Below are 16,152 nucleotides of genomic sequence, written 5' to 3' on the forward strand. Positions count from 1 at the left end.
CCCAGGTTAATGAAACAATGCGCGGACTGGACGGCGCGGCGCAAGAAGGCAGCCAACACGGCGGTGGAGACGTGAACCATGGCAATCGACGAAGACATTACGCTCAAGAAGCTGGAGGTATTCCAATCCTTCATGACGCTGGGCAATCTGGCGCGGGTATCGGAAGCGATGGGACAAAGTACGGTCAGCGTGCACCGCGCGCTGCACACGCTGGAAGAAGGGCTGCGCTGTCCTTTGTTCAAGCGCGACGGACGCAAGCTGATCCCGCTGCCTGCCGCCTATGTATTCGCCGAGCATGTGGAACGCATCCTGGACGAATGCGAAGCCGGCGTGCGCCGCACCCGTGAAGCGGCGGGCTTTTCTTCGACGGTGCTCAAGATAGGCTGCCTCTACTCGATGACGGTGGGCACGCTGCCGCACCTGCTGGTGGGCCTGAAGACGCGCCGCTCCGCGCTCGACATCGAACTGACGCTGGGCTCGAACGGCAGCCTGCTGACCAAGCTGGAGGACGGCCAGCTCGATGCCATCATCATCGCGCTGGGTGAGCCGCTGCGCAATCCGGACCTGCTCACCGTGCCGATGTTCGACGACCGGATTTTCTTTGCCGCGCCGCTCGATTCGCCCTACGCCTCATCGGCCCAGATCGACCTGCAGGCGGTGCGCGGCGAGAAGTTCGTCGCGCTCGGCGACGATTTCGCGACCTACCACGACTTCATGGTGGCTTTTGGCAAGGCCGGCTTCGCGCCAGAGATCGCGCTGCGCGTGGGCGACATCTTCTCGCTCATGAATCTGGTGAGCGGTGGCGTCGGCTATGCGCTGCTGCCGCGCCGCGTGGCGGATTTCAGCCCCAAGGTGCAATTGATTCCCCTGGCCGAGCGCTATGCCATCGACCAGCACATCGTGCTTGTCATGCAGCGCAACCGCGAACGCGATCCCAATCTGCTGGCGCTCTCGGCCGAATGCAGGCTGCTCGGATCGTTACTCTGATAGTAATGTACGCACGCTTTGCTTGATTGATGCGCAGGGCGCCGATTCGTAAATTTCGGGCATGCTAGGGCCTTGTGCCCTGGTTTCGATTCACGCGCACGACGATGCATCGGCGCATTCGAAAGACCCCTAAGGAGGAATGATGGAGACAGTAGACAATGCCGGCGCGCCTGGCGCGCGCGCCAGGCGTACACCGCTTACCCGGGCCCAGATCACCGGTTTCTGGGGGGCCTGGGCGGGATGGACGCTCGATGGCATGGATTCGGTGATCTACGCGCTCGTGATGGCACCGGCGCTGACCGAATTGCTACCCAATTCGGGTTATAAGGCGACTCCCGCCACGATCGGCCTGGTCGGTTCGATCCTGTTCGCCCTGTTCCTCGTCGGCTGGGGCCTGTCTTTCATATGGGGTCCGCTCGCGGATCGATTCGGACGCACCAAGGTGCTCGCGGCCACGATTTTCATGTTCGCGATATTCACCGGGCTGGCGGCAACCTCGCACACGATCTGGGAACTCGGCCTGTATCGCTTCCTGGCGGGAGTGGGCATCGGCGGCGAGTGGGCGCTGGCCGGTACCTACGTCGCCGAGGCATGGCCGGAGGATCGCCGCAAGATGGGGGCAGGTTACCTGCAGACCGGCTATTACACGGGCTTCTTCCTTGCCGCGGCACTGAACTACACCATCGGAGCCCATTACGGCTGGCGCGCCATGTTCCTGACCGGCGCCGTGCCGGTCATCGTCTCCATCGTCGTGCTGCTGCGCGTCAAGGAGTCCGACAAATGGCGCCAGGCCGAGAGCCGCACCGAGCCGGCTGCCGCGCGAAGCAGGGGGCCGCTGTCGGAAATCTTCAGCCCGCGCTACGTCAAGCGTACGACCGTGGCGGCGGTGCTGCTCACGGTCGCCATCATCGGCCTGTGGGCCGGCGCGGTCTACGAGCCGGCGGCAGTCATCCAGCTCGCGCTCAAGAACGGCATGAGCAAGCCGGACGCGATACGCATGGCCTCGATCGCCACGGGCGTGCTTTCGATCGGCACGATCCTGGGCTGCCTGGCGCTGCCGCCCATGGCCGAGGCGATCGGGCGCCGCAAGACCCTGGCAATCTATTTCGCGGGCATGGCGGTCACCATCGCCGCCTCGTTCGGCTGGGCGTTCTACTTGCCCAACGGGCTGACGCCGTTCATCACGCTGCTTTTCGTGCTGGGTTTTTTCGGCGGTAATTTCACGATGTTCAGCCTCTGGCTGCCGGAGCAGTTCGAGACCCGGGTGCGTGCGACGGCATTCGCCTTCTGCACCTCGGTCGGGCGCTTCGTCGGCGCCGGCGTGAACTTCCTGCTCGGCGCCGCGGTGCTGCACATGGGCACGCTGGGCGTGCCGGTCGCCCTGACCGCCCTGGTGTTCATCGCAGGCCTGTTCGTCATCCCGCTTGCACCCGAGACGCGCGGCGAGGTCCTGCCTCAGTAAGCGTCATTTCCATCCGCCGCTGGCCAGGTCCGCGCGCGGCGGTGGACCGCATCCGCGGCCTGCAAGATGCACAAACGCCCGCGTGAGCGGGCGTTTGCATTGGGCACCGCCCTGCGCGTTTATTTGCGCTTGTCCAGCGCCACCCATTTCTGGTCTTCGGGTCCCACATAGTTCGCGGTGGGACGGATGATCTTGTTGTCGACGCGCTGTTCGATGATGTGCGCCGACCAGCCCGCCGTGCGGGCGATCACGAACAGCGGCGTGAACATGGCGGTCGGCACGCCCATCATGTGATAGCTCACGGCCGAGAACCAGTCCAGGTTGGGGAACATCTTCTTGATGTCCCACATCACCGTCTCCAGCCGCTCGGCGATGTCGAACATTTTGGTGCTGCCTGCCTGCTTGGAGAGTTTGTGGGCTACTTCCTTGATGACCTTGTTGCGCGGGTCGGAGAGGGTGTAGACCGGGTGGCCGAAGCCGATGATGACTTCCTTGTTCTGCACGCGCTGGCGGATGTCGGCCTCGGCCTCATCGGGCGTGTCGTAGCGCTTTTGCACTTCGAAGGCGACTTCGTTGGCGCCGCCGTGCTTGGGGCCGCGCAGCGCGCCGATGCCGCCCGTGATGGCCGAGTACATGTCGGAACCCGTGCCGGCCACGACGCGGCAGGTAAAGGTCGAGGCATTGAATTCGTGCTCAGCGTAGAGGATGAGCGAGGTGTGCATGGCGCGGACCCAATCGTCCGAGGGGCGCTTGCCGTGCAGCAGGTGCAGGAAGTGGCCGCCGATGCTGTCGTCGTCGGTCTGCACGTCGATCACGCGGCCGTTGTGGCTGTAGTGGTACCAGTACAGCAGGGCCGAGCCCAGATTGGCCATGAGGCGGTCGGCGATGTCGCGCGCGCCGGGCATGTTGTGGTCGTCTTTCTCGGGCAGCACGCAGCCCAGCACCGACACGGCGGTGCGCATTACATCCATGGGGTGGCTTGAGGCGGGCAGGGCCTCCAGCGCGGCCTGCAGCGCGGCCGGCAGGCCGCGCAGGGCGCGTAGTTTTTCCTTGTAGGCCTTGAGCTCGGCCTTGTTGGGCAGTTTGCCGTGGACCAGCAGGTGAGCGATTTCCTCGAACTCCGCGGTACTGGCGAAATCGAGAATGTCGTAGCCGCGGTAGTGCAGGTCGTTGCCGGTGCGGCCCACAGTGCATAACGCCGTGTTGCCGGCCACGACGCCAGACAGGGCAACCGATTTCTTGGGCTTGAAGCCGGGTGTGGCTTCGGGGGCGGGGGCCGCAGCGGCGGTTTTCTTTTTGGGAGCCGTGCTCATGGTCTCTCTACTCCTTGCTTAGCTGGGTGTGTTTGAGTTTTTAAGTCGTGCGATGCTGACGGCCTGAGCCGTCCCCGCCCAATTCGGTCGGCTAGGACCCATTCAGGCGCTCTAGGCCCGCTGAGCGGGCTTGCCTGCGTCTGAAGGGCTGGGACGGCTCAGTCCGTCGGCATCGTACTTATATCGAGTCTTGCAAGAAATAAGGCCAGGAATCCCCTGGCCTTTTCCGGTCTGCTTACTTCAGCAGATCTTTCACGCCTTCGCGCTCTTCGAGCAGTTCCTTGAGCGTGAAGTCCATCTTCTCGCGCGAGAACGCGTCGATTTCCAGGCCTTCGACCCGCTTGTATTCGCCATTGGCGGTGGTCACGGGAACGCCGTAGACGATGCCTTCGGGGATGCCGTAGGAGCCGTCCGAAGGCACGCCCATGGTGACCCACTTGCCGTTGCTGCCCAGAACCCAGTCGTGCACGTGGTCGATGGCGGCGTTGGCGGCCGAGGCGGCCGAGGACAGGCCGCGAGCGTCGATGATGGCCGCGCCGCGCTTGCCCACGGTGGGAATGAACACGTCGCGGTTCCAAGCCTGGTCGTTGATGATCGCGTCGATCTTCTCGCCCTTGACGGTGGTGAAGCGGGTGTCGGGGTACATCGTGGGCGAGTGGTTGCCCCACACGATCAGGTTCTCGATGTCGGTCACGGGCTTGCCGGACTTGGTCGACAGCTGCGACAGGGCGCGGTTGTGATCCAGGCGCAGCATGGCGGTGAAGTTTTTGGCGGGAAGATCCGGCGCCGACTTCATGGCGATGTAGGCGTTGGTGTTGGCGGGGTTGCCCACGACCAGCACCTTGACATCGCGCTTGGCCACGGCGTTCAGCGCCTTGCCCTGGGCCGTGAAGATCTGGGCGTTGGCGCTGAGCAGGTCCTTGCGTTCCATGCCGGGACCGCGGGGACGCGCGCCCACCAGCAGGGCGATGTCGATGTCCTTGAAGGCGGTCATGGGGTCGCTGTGGGCGGTCATTTCCTGCAGCAGCGGGAAGGCGCAGTCGTCCAATTCCATCATGACGCCCTTGAGGGCCTTCTGCGCTTTTTCGTCGGGAATCTCGAGCAGTTGCAGGATCACCGGCTGGTCTTTGCCGAGCATTTCGCCGGAGGCGATGCGGAACAGCAGAGCGTAACCGATCTGGCCGGCGGCGCCGGTGACGGCGACGCGCATGGCGGGCTTGGACATGAACATTTCTCCGTAAAGAAAGAAGAAAGAAAGGAATGGAAAGATCTTGGGCTTTCCAGTGTAATCGGTGCGTGGGGTCTCCGATTTGGGCGCGCGTGGCGAAAACTGTTGCACCGGTGTTCGCGCTGGCTCTGACGGCCCCGCGCTCGCATCCTAGATCGAATTGATGCTTTGCGTCAATTCATCTTATATCTTATATAAGACATAAGATATTGGACAGTCGTCCTGCGTGCATGCGACAATGCGGCTTCCTACTCAGCCCGTTCGCACCTGCTGCCAACGGGTTCCAAGCCGACGCGCATTCCCTGCATTTCATGACTGCTGAAGCCCGCCCCGATCCCTTGGCGCGCGCCGCCAGGCCGGCGGCCGACGAGGCTGCGCCTGCGGCGTCCGGCAAGCCCGCGGGACGAAACGAGGGCGCTGCGTTCAGCCCGCTCTATCGCCAGATCAAGACGCTGCTGGTGCAGAGCCTGGAACGCGGTGAATGGAAACCGGGCGAACTCATACCCAGCGAAATCGATCTGGCGGCGCGCTTCCAGGTCAGCCAGGGCACGGTGCGCAAGGCCATTGACGAGCTTGCCGCCGAGCACATGTTGCTGCGCCGCCAGGGCAAGGGCACGTTCGTCGCCACGCACCACGAGGCGCGCGTGCGCTACCGGTTCCTGCGCTTGGCTCCCGACCAAGACGGCGAGGGCGCCCGCACCGAAAGTCGCATACTCGAATGCCGCCGCGCGCGCCCTGCGGCCGAGATTGCCCGCATCCTCGAACTGCGTGCCGGCGAAACCGCGGTCACGATACGCCGTGTGCTTTCTTTCGACGGCGCTCCCACGGTGGTGGACGACATTTGGCTGCCCGGCTCGGTCTTTCGCGGGCTGACCCTGGACTTGCTGGCCGCCAATCGCGGACCGCTCTACGGCCTGTTCGAAACGCAGTTCGGTGTGAGCATGGTGCATGCGGACGAAAAGCTGCGCGCTGTCGCTGCCAGCGGCGAAATCGCCGACCTGCTGGGCATTGTCGGCGGCACGCCGCTGTTGCAGGTCGACCGGGTCTCCTACACCTACGCCGGCCGTCCCATGGAAGTGCGGCGCGGCACCTGCCTGACTAATCACTATCACTATCGCAATAGCTTGAATTGATGGAAATTTTTATTGTCGTTTGAAACGAACTGCTACCTGAGGGACAATACGGTGGTTTCCCTTAGGGGGAGCAGGTGTTTACGCCACGAAAATATGCTTTACCCCAAAACCTAGCCATAAACCCAGAAATACCGAGGTCGTCATGTCCGACTCAGTTGCCCAGAACGTCAAGCCAGCGCGTCCCGAATTTCGCAATATCGGCTTGTCCGATATCAGCAAATACCGCCTGCCCCTGCCAGGTCGCCTGTCCATTCTGCACCGGGTCAGCGGCGCGCTGCTGTTCCTGTGCCTGCCCCTGGTTCTCATCCCGCTGTGGGGCGCCAGCGTGAGTTCGGCCGCGGGCTATGCCAGCGTGGCCAAATGCGTGGGCTATGTGCCCGTCAAGATTGTCCTGCTGGTTCTGATGTGGGGCTTCCTGCATCATTTCTGCGCCGGCATCCGCTTTCTGCTCCTGGATCTGCATTACGGCGTGGACAAAGCCTCGGCGCGCAAGAGCGCCGGTGTGGTGTTCGTGGTCAGCCTGTTGCTGACGCTGATTTTCGCCCTCAAACTGTTCGGAGCACTGTAAATGGCAGCCAGCAACAATTACGGCCCCAAGCGCCTGGTCGTCGGCGCGCATTACGGCATTGCTGACTTCATCGCCCAGCGCGTCACCGCCGTCATCATGGCGGTGTACACCGTGATCCTGGTCATCGGCCTGCTGGTCGAACCGCTCACCTACGAGGGCTGGAAGTCCCTATTCACCTTCCACGTCTATACCCTGCCGGTGGGCCAGATTCTGGCCTCGCTCGCCTTCATCGCGCTGGCCTGGCATGCCTGGATCGGCGTGCGCGACATTTGGATGGACTACGTCAGGTCCGTGGGCGTGCGCCTGCTGCTGCAGGTTCTGACCCTGCTGTGGCTGATCGGCTCGCTCATCTATTTCGCGCAAATCCTCTGGAGAATATAAGCCGTGGTCGCTGTCATGAATTCCCTGCCGCGCCGCCAGTTTGATGTGGTGGTCGTAGGCGCCGGCGGTGCCGGCATGCGTTGTTCCCTGCAATTGGCCCAGGCGGGCCTGTCGGTCGCCGTGCTGTCCAAGGTGTTTCCCACCCGTTCGCATACCGTTGCGGCGCAAGGTGGCGTGAGCGCCTCGCTGGGCAATATGAGCGAAGACAACTGGTACTGGCACATGTACGACACCGTCAAGGGGTCGGACTGGCTGGGCGACCAGGATGCCATCGAGTTCATGTGCCGCGAGGCGCCCAGCGCCGTGTACGAAATGGAGCATTTCGGCATGCCGTTCGACCGCAATCCCGACGGCACCATCTACCAGCGTCCTTTCGGCGGCCATACGGCCAACTTCGGCGAGAAGCCGGTGCAGCGCGCCTGCGCCGCCGCCGACCGTACCGGCCACGCCCTCCTGCACACGCTCTATCAGCGCAACGTCTCGGCCCGCACCCAGTTCTTCGTCGAATGGATGGCGCTGGACCTGCTGCGCAACGACGCCGGCGATGTGCTCGGCGTGACCGCGCTGGAAATGGAAACGGGCGAGATCTACATCCTCGAAGCCAAGACTACCGTGCTGGCCACGGGCGGCGCCGGCCGCATCTGGGCCGCGTCCACCAACGCCTTCATCAATACGGGCGACGGTCTGGGCATGGCGGCGCGGGCCGGCATCGCGCTGCAGGACATGGAGTTCTGGCAGTTCCACCCCACCGGCGTGGCCGGCGCGGGTGTGCTGATCACCGAAGGCGTGCGCGGCGAGGGGGGCATCCTGCTCAACAAGGATGGCGAACGCTTCATGGAGCGCTACGCGCCTACGCTCAAGGATCTGGCGCCGCGCGACTTCGTGTCGCGCTCGATGGACCAGGAAATCAAGGAAGGCCGCGGCTGCGGCCCGGACGGCAGCTACGTGGTCCTCAAGCTCGACCACCTGGGTGCCGACACGATCAACAAGCGCCTGCCTTCGATCCGCGAGATCGCCATCAAGTTCGGCAATGTCGATCCGATCAAGGAACCTATCCCCGTGGTGCCCACCATTCACTACATGATGGGCGGCATCCCCACCAACTACAACGGCCAGGTCATGAGCTGGGCCGATGGACAGAGCAAGGTTGTCAACGGCCTGTACGCCATCGGGGAATGCGCGGCCGTGTCGGTGCATGGCGCCAACCGCCTGGGCACCAACTCGCTGCTGGACCTCATCGTGTTCGGCCGTGCTGCGGGCAACCACATCGTTACCTCGCACCCCGAGCGCCAGCACCAGCACCAGCCGGTGCCCAAGGAAGCGGTCGACTATTCGCTCGGCCGCATCGATGCGCTGGAGTCGCGTACCTCCGGCGAGAAGCCTCAGGACGTCGGCAACGGCATTCGCGCGGCCATGCAGGCCCACTGCGGCGTGTTTCGCACCATCGACCTGCTGCAAAAGGGCGTGGACAAGATCGACGAGCTGGCGGGCATGGCCGGCAGCATCTACTTCAAGGATAAGTCCAAGGTGTTCAACACCGCGCGCATCGAGGCGCTGGAAATCGCCAACATGGTCGAAGTGGCCCGCGCCACGATCAAGTCGGCGGCCAGCCGAACCGAAAGTCGCGGCGCCCATGCGCTGGACGACCACCCGCACCGCGACGACGAGAACTGGCTCAAGCACACCTTGTGGTATTCGCCGGGCGGACGCCTGGAATACAAGCCTGTCCACATGAAGCCCCTTACGGTTGAGTCCTTCCCGCCCAAGGCCCGTACTTTCTAAGCAGGATGCACGCAATGACCCAGCGTATAGTCAAGTTCGAAATCTACCGCTACGACCCGGACAAGGACGAGCGTCCCTACATGCAGAAACTGGAAGTCGAACTCCAGCCCCACGACAAGATGCTGCTGGACGCCATCCTGCGCATCAAGAACGACATGGACGACAGTCTGGCGATCCGCCGCTCCTGCCGTGAAGGCGTGTGCGGCTCGGACGCCATGAACATCAATGGCAAGAACGGCCTGGCCTGCACCACCAACCTGAACGATCTGACCCAGCCCATCGTGCTGCGTCCGCTGCCCGGCCTGCCCGTGATCCGCGATCTGATCGTGGACATGACGCACTTTTACAACCAGTACCACTCGATTCGTCCATACCTCATCAACGACACGCCGCCGCCCGAGCGCGAGCGCTTGCAGTCGCCCGAGGCGCGCGAAGAACTCGATGGCCTGTACGAGTGCATCTTGTGCGCCTGCTGTTCGACATCCTGCCCGTCGTTCTGGTGGAACCCGGACAAGTTCGTCGGCCCCGCCGGTCTGCTGCAGGCTTATCGCTTCATCGCCGACAGCCGCGATGAAGCCACTGGTTCGCGCCTGGATAACCTGGACGATCCGTATCGCCTGTTCCGCTGCCACACCATCATGAACTGCGTCGATGTCTGTCCCAAGGGCCTAAACCCCACCAAAGCCATCGGCAAGATCAAAGAACTGATGGTTCGCCGTACTGTGTGATCCGTAGCCCTGACGCAAGTCGGGGCTTGGTCTTTCTGTTGTATTCGATTGAAAGGGTTTCTGCCCATGAGCAGCCTGACCGAGTTGGAACGTGCGCGCCTGCGCTGGCGCGCGCGACGAGGCCTGCTCGAAAATGACCTTATCATTACGCGGTATCTTGATGCGTACGAGCACCTGCTTACCGATGAGGATGTAAGCGCGCTGACGCAGTTGTTCGAGCTTGGCGACAACGAGCTGCTGGACATACTGCTGGCGCGTGCCGAACTCCACGGCGCGCTCGACACCCCCAGGCTGCGCGATATCGTCGGCCTGATGCGAGCGCTCTGATATCTACGAGGAAATGACCATGAAATTGTCCGACAACAAAGCCACTCTATCCTTCACTGACGGTAGCCCCGCCATCGAACTGCCGATCTACCAGGGCACCATCGGCCCCGATGTGATCGACATCCGCAAGCTGTATGGACAGACGGGCATGTTCACGTACGATCCCGGCTTTCTGTCGACTGCCGCCACGGCGTCGGGCATCACCTACATCGACGGCGACAAGGGTGAACTGCTGTACCGCGGTTACCCCATCGAGCAACTCGCGGTCAATTGCGACTATCTGGACACCTGCTACCTAATCCTGAACGGCGATCTGCCCAATGTCGAGCAAAAGAAGGAGTTCGACACTCAGGTCACCCGCCATACGATGGTGAACGAGCAGATGAATTTCTTCCTGCGCGGCTTTCGTCGCGATGCCCACCCCATGGCCGTGCTGACCGGTCTGGTGGGCGCGCTGTCGGCCTTCTACCATGACTCGACCGACATCACCAATCCGCAGCACCGCTACATCTCGGCTATCCGCCTGATCGCCAAGATGCCCACCCTGGTGTCCATGGCGTACAAGTATTCGCGCGGCGAACCTACCATCTTCCCCAAGAACGACCTGTCCTACACCGGCAACTTCCTGCGCATGATGTTCGCCAATCCGTGCGAGGACTATCAGGTGAACGAAGTCGTCGAGCGCGCGCTCGACCGCATCTTCATCCTGCATGCCGACCACGAGCAGAACGCTTCGACCTCGACGGTGCGTCTGTGCGGCTCGTCGGGCACCAACCCTTTCGCCGCCATCGCCTCCGGCGTGGCCTGCCTGTGGGGGCCGGCCCACGGCGGCGCCAACGAGGCTTGCCTGCACATGCTCGAGCAGATCCAGGCAAACGGCGGCTTGGCCACTGTTGGCAAGTTCATGGAGCAGGTCAAGGACAAGAACTCGGGTGTGCGCCTGATGGGCTTTGGCCACCGTGTCTACAAGAACTACGACCCGCGCGCCAAGCTGATGCAGGAAACCTGCAAGGAAGTGCTGTCCGCCCTGGGCCTGGAAAACGATCCCCTGCTCAAACTGGCCATGGCGCTGGAAAAGATTGCCCTGGAAGACGATTACTTCGTGCAGCGCAAACTCTACCCGAACGTGGACTTCTACTCGGGCATCGTCCAGCGCGCCATCGGCATCCCGACCTCGCTGTTCACCGGCATCTTCGCGCTGGCCCGCACCACGGGCTGGATTGCGCAGTGGGCCGAAATGATCGCCGACCCCGAATACAAGATCGGCCGTCCGCGCCAGCTGTACACCGGCGAGACCGTGCGCCAGGTCAAGCGCTAAGCGTTACTCGCGCCTGGCGGATTCTGTCTCCGCCCTAATCAAAAAGGCTGCTCGTATGAGCAGCCTTTTTATTGGACTTGAGTTCTTGAACCGCATCGTCGCCGCGGGCGTAAAGCGCTCCGGCTTCGAAGTGCCGGGTTCGGCCGCCGCCTTGGGCGGCCGAAGTCCCGTCGGGACAGCCCCGTCACTTAGGCGCCTGCGCGCTGTACGCCCGCGGCGACGATGCTATGGAGTCTCAACTCGTGGCATTGATTCCTTCCTTCGGACTCTTGCGTAGTTCAGTGTTCGGCGGGCATGCCCGCCGAACACTGAACGGCCTTAAGAACCAACGAAGTGGCAATGCATCATCAGTTGTTCGCCGCGTGCCACGCCACCAGCTTCTTGCGATATGCCTCGATGTCCGCGATAGGGCGGCGAGCCACGCCCGATTCTGCCGCAGCCTGCGCAACCGCCGGAGCGACCGCCGAGATCAGACGCGGATCGAAGGGCGTGGGGATGATGTAGTCGGCACCGAACTCGGCTTCATCGTGCGCCAGTTCCGCGATCGCCTTCACGCTGGCCAGCTTCATCGCTTCATTGATGGTGGTGGCGCCGCAGTCCAGCGCGCCGCGGAAAATGAAGGGAAAGCACAGCACATTGTTGACCTGATTCGGGTAGTCCGAACGGCCGGTGGCGATGATGCAGTCGGGGCGGGCGGCGCGGGCGGCCTCGGGCAGGATCTCGGGCGTGGGGTTGGCCAGGGCCAAAATGATGGGCTTGTCGGCCATGGTCTTGACCATCTCCGGTGTTAGCGCGCCGGCGGCCGAGCAGCCCAGGAAAATGTCGGCGTCCTTGACGACGTCGGCCAGGGTGCGGGCGTCGGTATTTTGCGCGTAGCGTTTCTTGTTGGGTTCCATATTGGCGTCGCGGCCTTCCCAGATCACGCCGCGCGAATCGACCACGTAGATGTGCTCACGCTTGATGCCCAGGTCGACCATCAGGTCCAGGCAGGCGATGGCCGCGGCGCCGGCGCCGGAGACGGCAACCTTGACCTTGCCGATCTCCTTGTTCACGACCTTCAGGCCGTTAAGAACCGCGGCCGAGGAGATGATGGCCGTGCCGTGCTGGTCGTCATGGAAGACGGGTATCTTCATGCGTTCGCGCAGTTTCTTCTCGATGTAGAAGCACTCGGGGGCCTTGATGTCCTCGAGATTGACGCCGCCCAGCGTGGGTTCGAGCGCGGCGATGATGTCCACGAGCTTTTCGGGATCAGTCTCGGCCAGTTCGATGTCAAAGACATCAATGCCGGCGAATTTCTGGAACAGGCAGCCCTTGCCCTCCATGACCGGCTTGGAAGCCATGGGGCCGATATTGCCCAAGCCCAGCACGGCCGTGCCGTTGGAAATCACGCCCACCAGATTGCCGCGCGAGGTGTAGCGCGAGGCGGCTTCCTCGCCTTGCTCATGGATGGCCATGCAGGCGGCCGCAACACCTGGGGAGTACGCCAGGGACAGGTCGTCCTTGCCGTTGAGCGGCTTGGTGGGCTTGACCGAAATTTTGCCAGGAGTGGGGTACTGGTGATAGTCCAGGGCTTGTTTGATGAAGGTTTGATCCATGAAGAGCTGCTTGAAAATAAAAGAGAATTAAGCAAGGAAAACAGAGTTGATCCTGACGCGAAGCCGTGGCGAAATGGCCCCAGGGTTGCCTTGGATAGGGGCGCAGTGTAGCGAAGTGGCGCAAGGGATACATGACGCGGCGCAGCAGCTTGCGCGGCACCGGTATCCCTGCGTTTCAGGGGCCGATAAAAAGCCGAAGCCGGACTGGCAAAGGGGTATACTCCCACGCGGTAGCTGTAAAAAGGCTCTCTTTGCACAAGGTTCAAATATCTGTACGGCGCCTTCTGCTCCGCTATCCGCTATCCGCTAAACGGGAAGCCCGTGTCGCGGAAGGTTTTCCTGCATCGTATCGGGTGAAACGCCCGTCAAGGTGAAGCACATATGTCTTCGGAACAAGATTCCCTTTCCAATTCCTATCTATTTGGGGGCAACGCCCCTTACGTCGAAGAGCTCTACGAAGCCTATCTCGACAATCCTGGTTCGGTGTCCGACAACTGGCGCACCTATTTCGACCAGCTCCAGCACGCTCCCGCCACGGACGGCCAGGCTTCTACACGCGATCAGGCCCACGCGCCCATCATTCAGTCGTTCGCCGAGCGCGCCCGCGCCAATGCGTTCGCGGTGCGTGCCGCCGAACCCGATATGTCGGTGGCCAGCAAGCAGGTGGCGGTGCAGTCGTTGATCGGCGCCTACCGCACCCTGGGTTCGCGCTGGGCCGACCTCGATCCGCTCAAGCGCCAGGAACGGCCCAACATTCCCGAACTCGATCCGGCTTTCTACGGTCTGACCGAAGCCGATCTCGACCAGGAATACGCCGCGACCAACAGCTATTTCACGACCGCCAGCACCATGACGCTGCGCGAGATCATCAAGGCGTTGCGCGATACCTACTGCCGCAGCATCGGCGCCGAGTTCATGTACGTGTCCGACCCCGCCGCCAAGCGCTGGATCCGCGAACGTCTCGAAACCACCCGCGCCACGCCCAGCTACACCGAGGAGCAGCAGCGCCGCATCCTGCAGCAGCTGACCGACGCGGAAGGCCTGGAACGTTTCCTGCACACCAAGTACGTCGGCCAGAAGCGCTTCTCGCTCGAAGGCGGTGAAAGCTTCATCGTTGCCATGGATGAAGTCGTCAACCATGGCACCGAACTGGGCGTACAGGAAATCGTGGTCGGCATGGCTCACCGCGGCCGCCTGAACCTGCTCGTGAACACCTTGGGCAAGATGCCCGGCGAACTGTTCGCAGAGTTCGAAGGCAAGCATGCCGAAGGTCTGACCGACGGCGATGTCAAGTACCACAACGGCTTCTCCAGCGACATATCGGGCCGTGGAGGCCCGGTGCACCTGTCACTGGCCTTCAACCCCTCCCACCTGGAAATTGTCAATCCGGTGGTCGAGGGCAGCGTGCGTGCCCGCCAGGAGCGCCGTGGCGACCACGAAGGCAAGCAGGTGCTGCCGGTGCTGGTGCATGGCGACGCAGCCATCGCCGGCCAGGGCGTCGTGATGGAAACGCTCAACCTGGCGCAGACGCGCGGCTACGGCACAGGCGGCACGCTGCACATCGTCATTAACAATCAGATCGGCTTCACCACGTCCGACCCGCGCGATTCGCGTTCCACGCTGTACTGCACCGATGTGGTCAAGATGATCGAAGCCCCGGTGTTCCACGTCAACGCCGACGATCCCGATGCCGTGGTGTTCGCCACCCAACTGGCGCTGGACTTTCGCACCGAGTTCAAGCGCGACGTCGTGGTCGACATCATCTGCTTTCGCAAGCTGGGCCACAACGAGCAGGACACGCCCGCGCTGACCCAGCCGCTGATGTACAAGAGCATTGGCCATCACCCCGGTACCCGTAAGCTCTACGCCGACAAGCTCACCGCCCAGGGTGTGCTGGCCGAAGGCGAGGCCGACCAGATGGTCAAGGACTACCGCCAACTGATGGAAGACGGGCAGAAGACGGTCGAGCCCGTGCTCACCGACTATCGCAGCAAGCATGCCATCGACTGGTCGCCCTTTCTGGGCGCCAAATGGACCGACGCGGGCGACACGGCCGTGCCGCTGGCCGAACTCAAGCGTATCGGCGAGCGCATCACCACCGTGCCCGAAGGCTTCACGGTTCACCCGCTGGTCAAGAAACTGCTGGGCGACCGCGCCCAGATGGCCAAGGGCGAATTGAATCTGGACTGGGGCATGGGCGAGCACATGGCCTATGCCACGCTGGTGGCCTCGGGCTACGCCGTGCGTCTGACCGGCCAGGACGCCGGCCGCGGCACCTTCACGCACCGTCACGCCGTACTGCACGACCAGAACCGCGAGCGCTGGAACGACGGCACCTACATCCCGCTGCAGAACGTCTCGGACGGTCAGGCGCCCTTCACCGTGATCGATTCCGTGCTGTCCGAAGAGGCGGTGCTCGGTTTCGAATACGGCTATGCTTGCGCCGAACCCAATACGCTGACCCTCTGGGAAGCCCAGTTCGGCGACTTCGCCAACGGCGCCCAGGTCGTCATTGACCAGTTCATCAGCGCCGGCGAAGCTAAGTGGGGCCGCCAGTGCGGCCTGACGCTGCTGCTGCCGCACGGTTACGAAGGCCAGGGACCGGAACACTCGTCGGCCCGTATCGAGCGCTACCTGCAGCTGTGCGCCGACAACAATATCCAGGCCGTGCAGCCGACCTCGGGCGCGCAGATCTTCCATCTGCTGCGCCGCCAGATGATTCGCCCTTTCCGCAAGCCGCTGGTCGTCTTCACGCCCAAGTCGCTGTTGCGCAACAAGGACGCCAGCTCGCCGCTGGCCGATTTGGCCAAGGGGCATTTCCATCCGGTGATCGGCGAGGTGGACGAGTCCATCAAGGCCACTTCGGTCAAGCGGGTGCTGGCGTGCTCGGGCAAGATCTACTACGACCTGGTCCACGCCCGCAAGGAGCGCGGCGCCGATCATGTCGCCATTGTCCGCGTCGAGCAGCTCTATCCCTTCGCCCACAAGGCTTTCGAAACCGAGCTGAAAAAGTACAGCAAAGCCACCGAGGTCATCTGGGTGCAGGACGAGCCGCAGAACCAAGGCCCCTGGTTCTACGTGCAGCACCACCTGTACGAGAACATGGCCGAAGGCCAGAAGCTGGGCTACGCCGGCCGTCCGGCCTCGGCCTCGCCAGCCGTGGGCTATATGGCCAAGCACATGGAGCAGCTCAAGTCCCTGCTGGAGCAGGCCTACGCGCCCAAGTACAAGGGTTTCATGCTGACCAAGTAAGCGTATCCAGGCGGGCGCCGATCGGGTCCGCCTGGTTTTTGCCGCCGGCTCGCCCCGAGGCAAAAGCGGCCCCCTGGC

At 62.9% G+C, this 16,152-nt stretch carries 12 protein-coding genes and 1 pseudogene; 10 read left to right on the forward strand and 3 right to left on the reverse strand.

What is annotated here, in order from left to right:
* The first annotated feature begins 78 nt into the window (after positions 1 to 78).
* Both H143_RS0112470 and H143_RS0112475 read left to right on the forward strand, forming a co-directional pair.
* Positions 79 to 987, forward strand: coding sequence for a LysR family transcriptional regulator (locus tag H143_RS0112470; RefSeq protein WP_019938578.1), 909 nt, complete (start codon positions 79 to 81; stop codon positions 985 to 987).
* A 142-nt stretch (positions 988 to 1,129) separates the two neighbouring features.
* Positions 1,130 to 2,449, forward strand: a complete 1,320-nt coding sequence (locus H143_RS0112475; protein WP_019938579.1) for an MFS transporter — start codon at positions 1,130 to 1,132, stop codon at positions 2,447 to 2,449.
* A gap of 119 nt (positions 2,450 to 2,568) precedes the next feature.
* Here H143_RS0112475 and prpC read toward each other — a convergent pair whose 3' ends face one another.
* Positions 2,569 to 3,762, reverse strand: coding sequence for a 2-methylcitrate synthase (gene prpC, locus H143_RS0112480; protein WP_019938580.1), 1,194 nt, complete (start codon positions 3,760 to 3,762; stop codon positions 2,569 to 2,571).
* 235 nt (positions 3,763 to 3,997) lie between these two features.
* Positions 3,998 to 4,987 (reverse strand): malate dehydrogenase, encoded by a 990-nt coding sequence (locus H143_RS0112485; RefSeq protein WP_026350006.1) that lies wholly within the window; start codon positions 4,985 to 4,987, stop codon positions 3,998 to 4,000.
* A gap of 314 nt (positions 4,988 to 5,301) precedes the next feature.
* Here H143_RS0112485 and H143_RS20610 point away from each other — a divergent pair, with 314 nt between their 5' ends.
* The 7 genes from H143_RS20610 (at position 5,302) to H143_RS0112520 (ending at position 11,227) form a co-directional block, all read left to right on the forward strand.
* Positions 5,302 to 6,123: a GntR family transcriptional regulator gene (locus H143_RS20610; RefSeq protein WP_081627132.1), complete on the forward strand. Its 822-nt coding sequence runs from the start codon at positions 5,302 to 5,304 to the stop codon at positions 6,121 to 6,123.
* A gap of 142 nt (positions 6,124 to 6,265) precedes the next feature.
* Positions 6,266 to 6,691 (forward strand): succinate dehydrogenase, cytochrome b556 subunit, encoded by a 426-nt coding sequence (sdhC, locus tag H143_RS0112495; protein ID WP_019938583.1) that lies wholly within the window; start codon positions 6,266 to 6,268, stop codon positions 6,689 to 6,691.
* On the forward strand, positions 6,692 to 7,072 hold the full coding sequence (gene sdhD / locus H143_RS0112500; protein ID WP_019938584.1) for a succinate dehydrogenase, hydrophobic membrane anchor protein: 381 nt from the start codon (positions 6,692 to 6,694) through the stop codon (positions 7,070 to 7,072).
* A gap of 3 nt (positions 7,073 to 7,075) precedes the next feature.
* On the forward strand, positions 7,076 to 8,854 hold the full coding sequence (sdhA, locus tag H143_RS0112505; RefSeq protein WP_026350007.1) for a succinate dehydrogenase flavoprotein subunit: 1,779 nt from the start codon (positions 7,076 to 7,078) through the stop codon (positions 8,852 to 8,854).
* 14 nt (positions 8,855 to 8,868) lie between these two features.
* Entirely contained in the window at positions 8,869 to 9,582 is a 714-nt protein-coding gene (locus tag H143_RS0112510; protein ID WP_019938586.1) for a succinate dehydrogenase iron-sulfur subunit, read from the forward strand.
* Between the two features lie 66 nt (positions 9,583 to 9,648).
* Complete coding sequence (locus H143_RS0112515; RefSeq protein ID WP_019938587.1) at positions 9,649 to 9,909, forward strand: succinate dehydrogenase assembly factor 2; 261 nt, start codon at positions 9,649 to 9,651, stop codon at positions 9,907 to 9,909.
* Between the two features lie 19 nt (positions 9,910 to 9,928).
* On the forward strand, positions 9,929 to 11,227 hold the full coding sequence (locus H143_RS0112520) for a citrate synthase (protein WP_019938588.1): 1,299 nt from the start codon (positions 9,929 to 9,931) through the stop codon (positions 11,225 to 11,227).
* A 365-nt stretch (positions 11,228 to 11,592) separates the two neighbouring features.
* Here H143_RS0112520 and H143_RS20615 read toward each other — a convergent pair.
* Positions 11,593 to 12,822, reverse strand: a pseudogene (locus H143_RS20615) (malic enzyme-like NAD(P)-binding protein); the annotation flags it as partial.
* A 381-nt stretch (positions 12,823 to 13,203) separates the two neighbouring features.
* On the opposite strand from H143_RS20615, the gene H143_RS0112530 reads away from it, so the two are divergent.
* A complete protein-coding gene (locus tag H143_RS0112530) occupies positions 13,204 to 16,074 on the forward strand; it encodes a 2-oxoglutarate dehydrogenase E1 component (protein ID WP_019938590.1) in 2,871 nt (956 codons plus the stop codon).
* Positions 16,075 to 16,152 lie beyond the last annotated feature (78 nt).

It is taken from the genome of Bordetella sp. FB-8, assembly GCF_000382185.1.
Taxonomy (GTDB): domain Bacteria; phylum Pseudomonadota; class Gammaproteobacteria; order Burkholderiales; family Burkholderiaceae_B; genus Bordetella.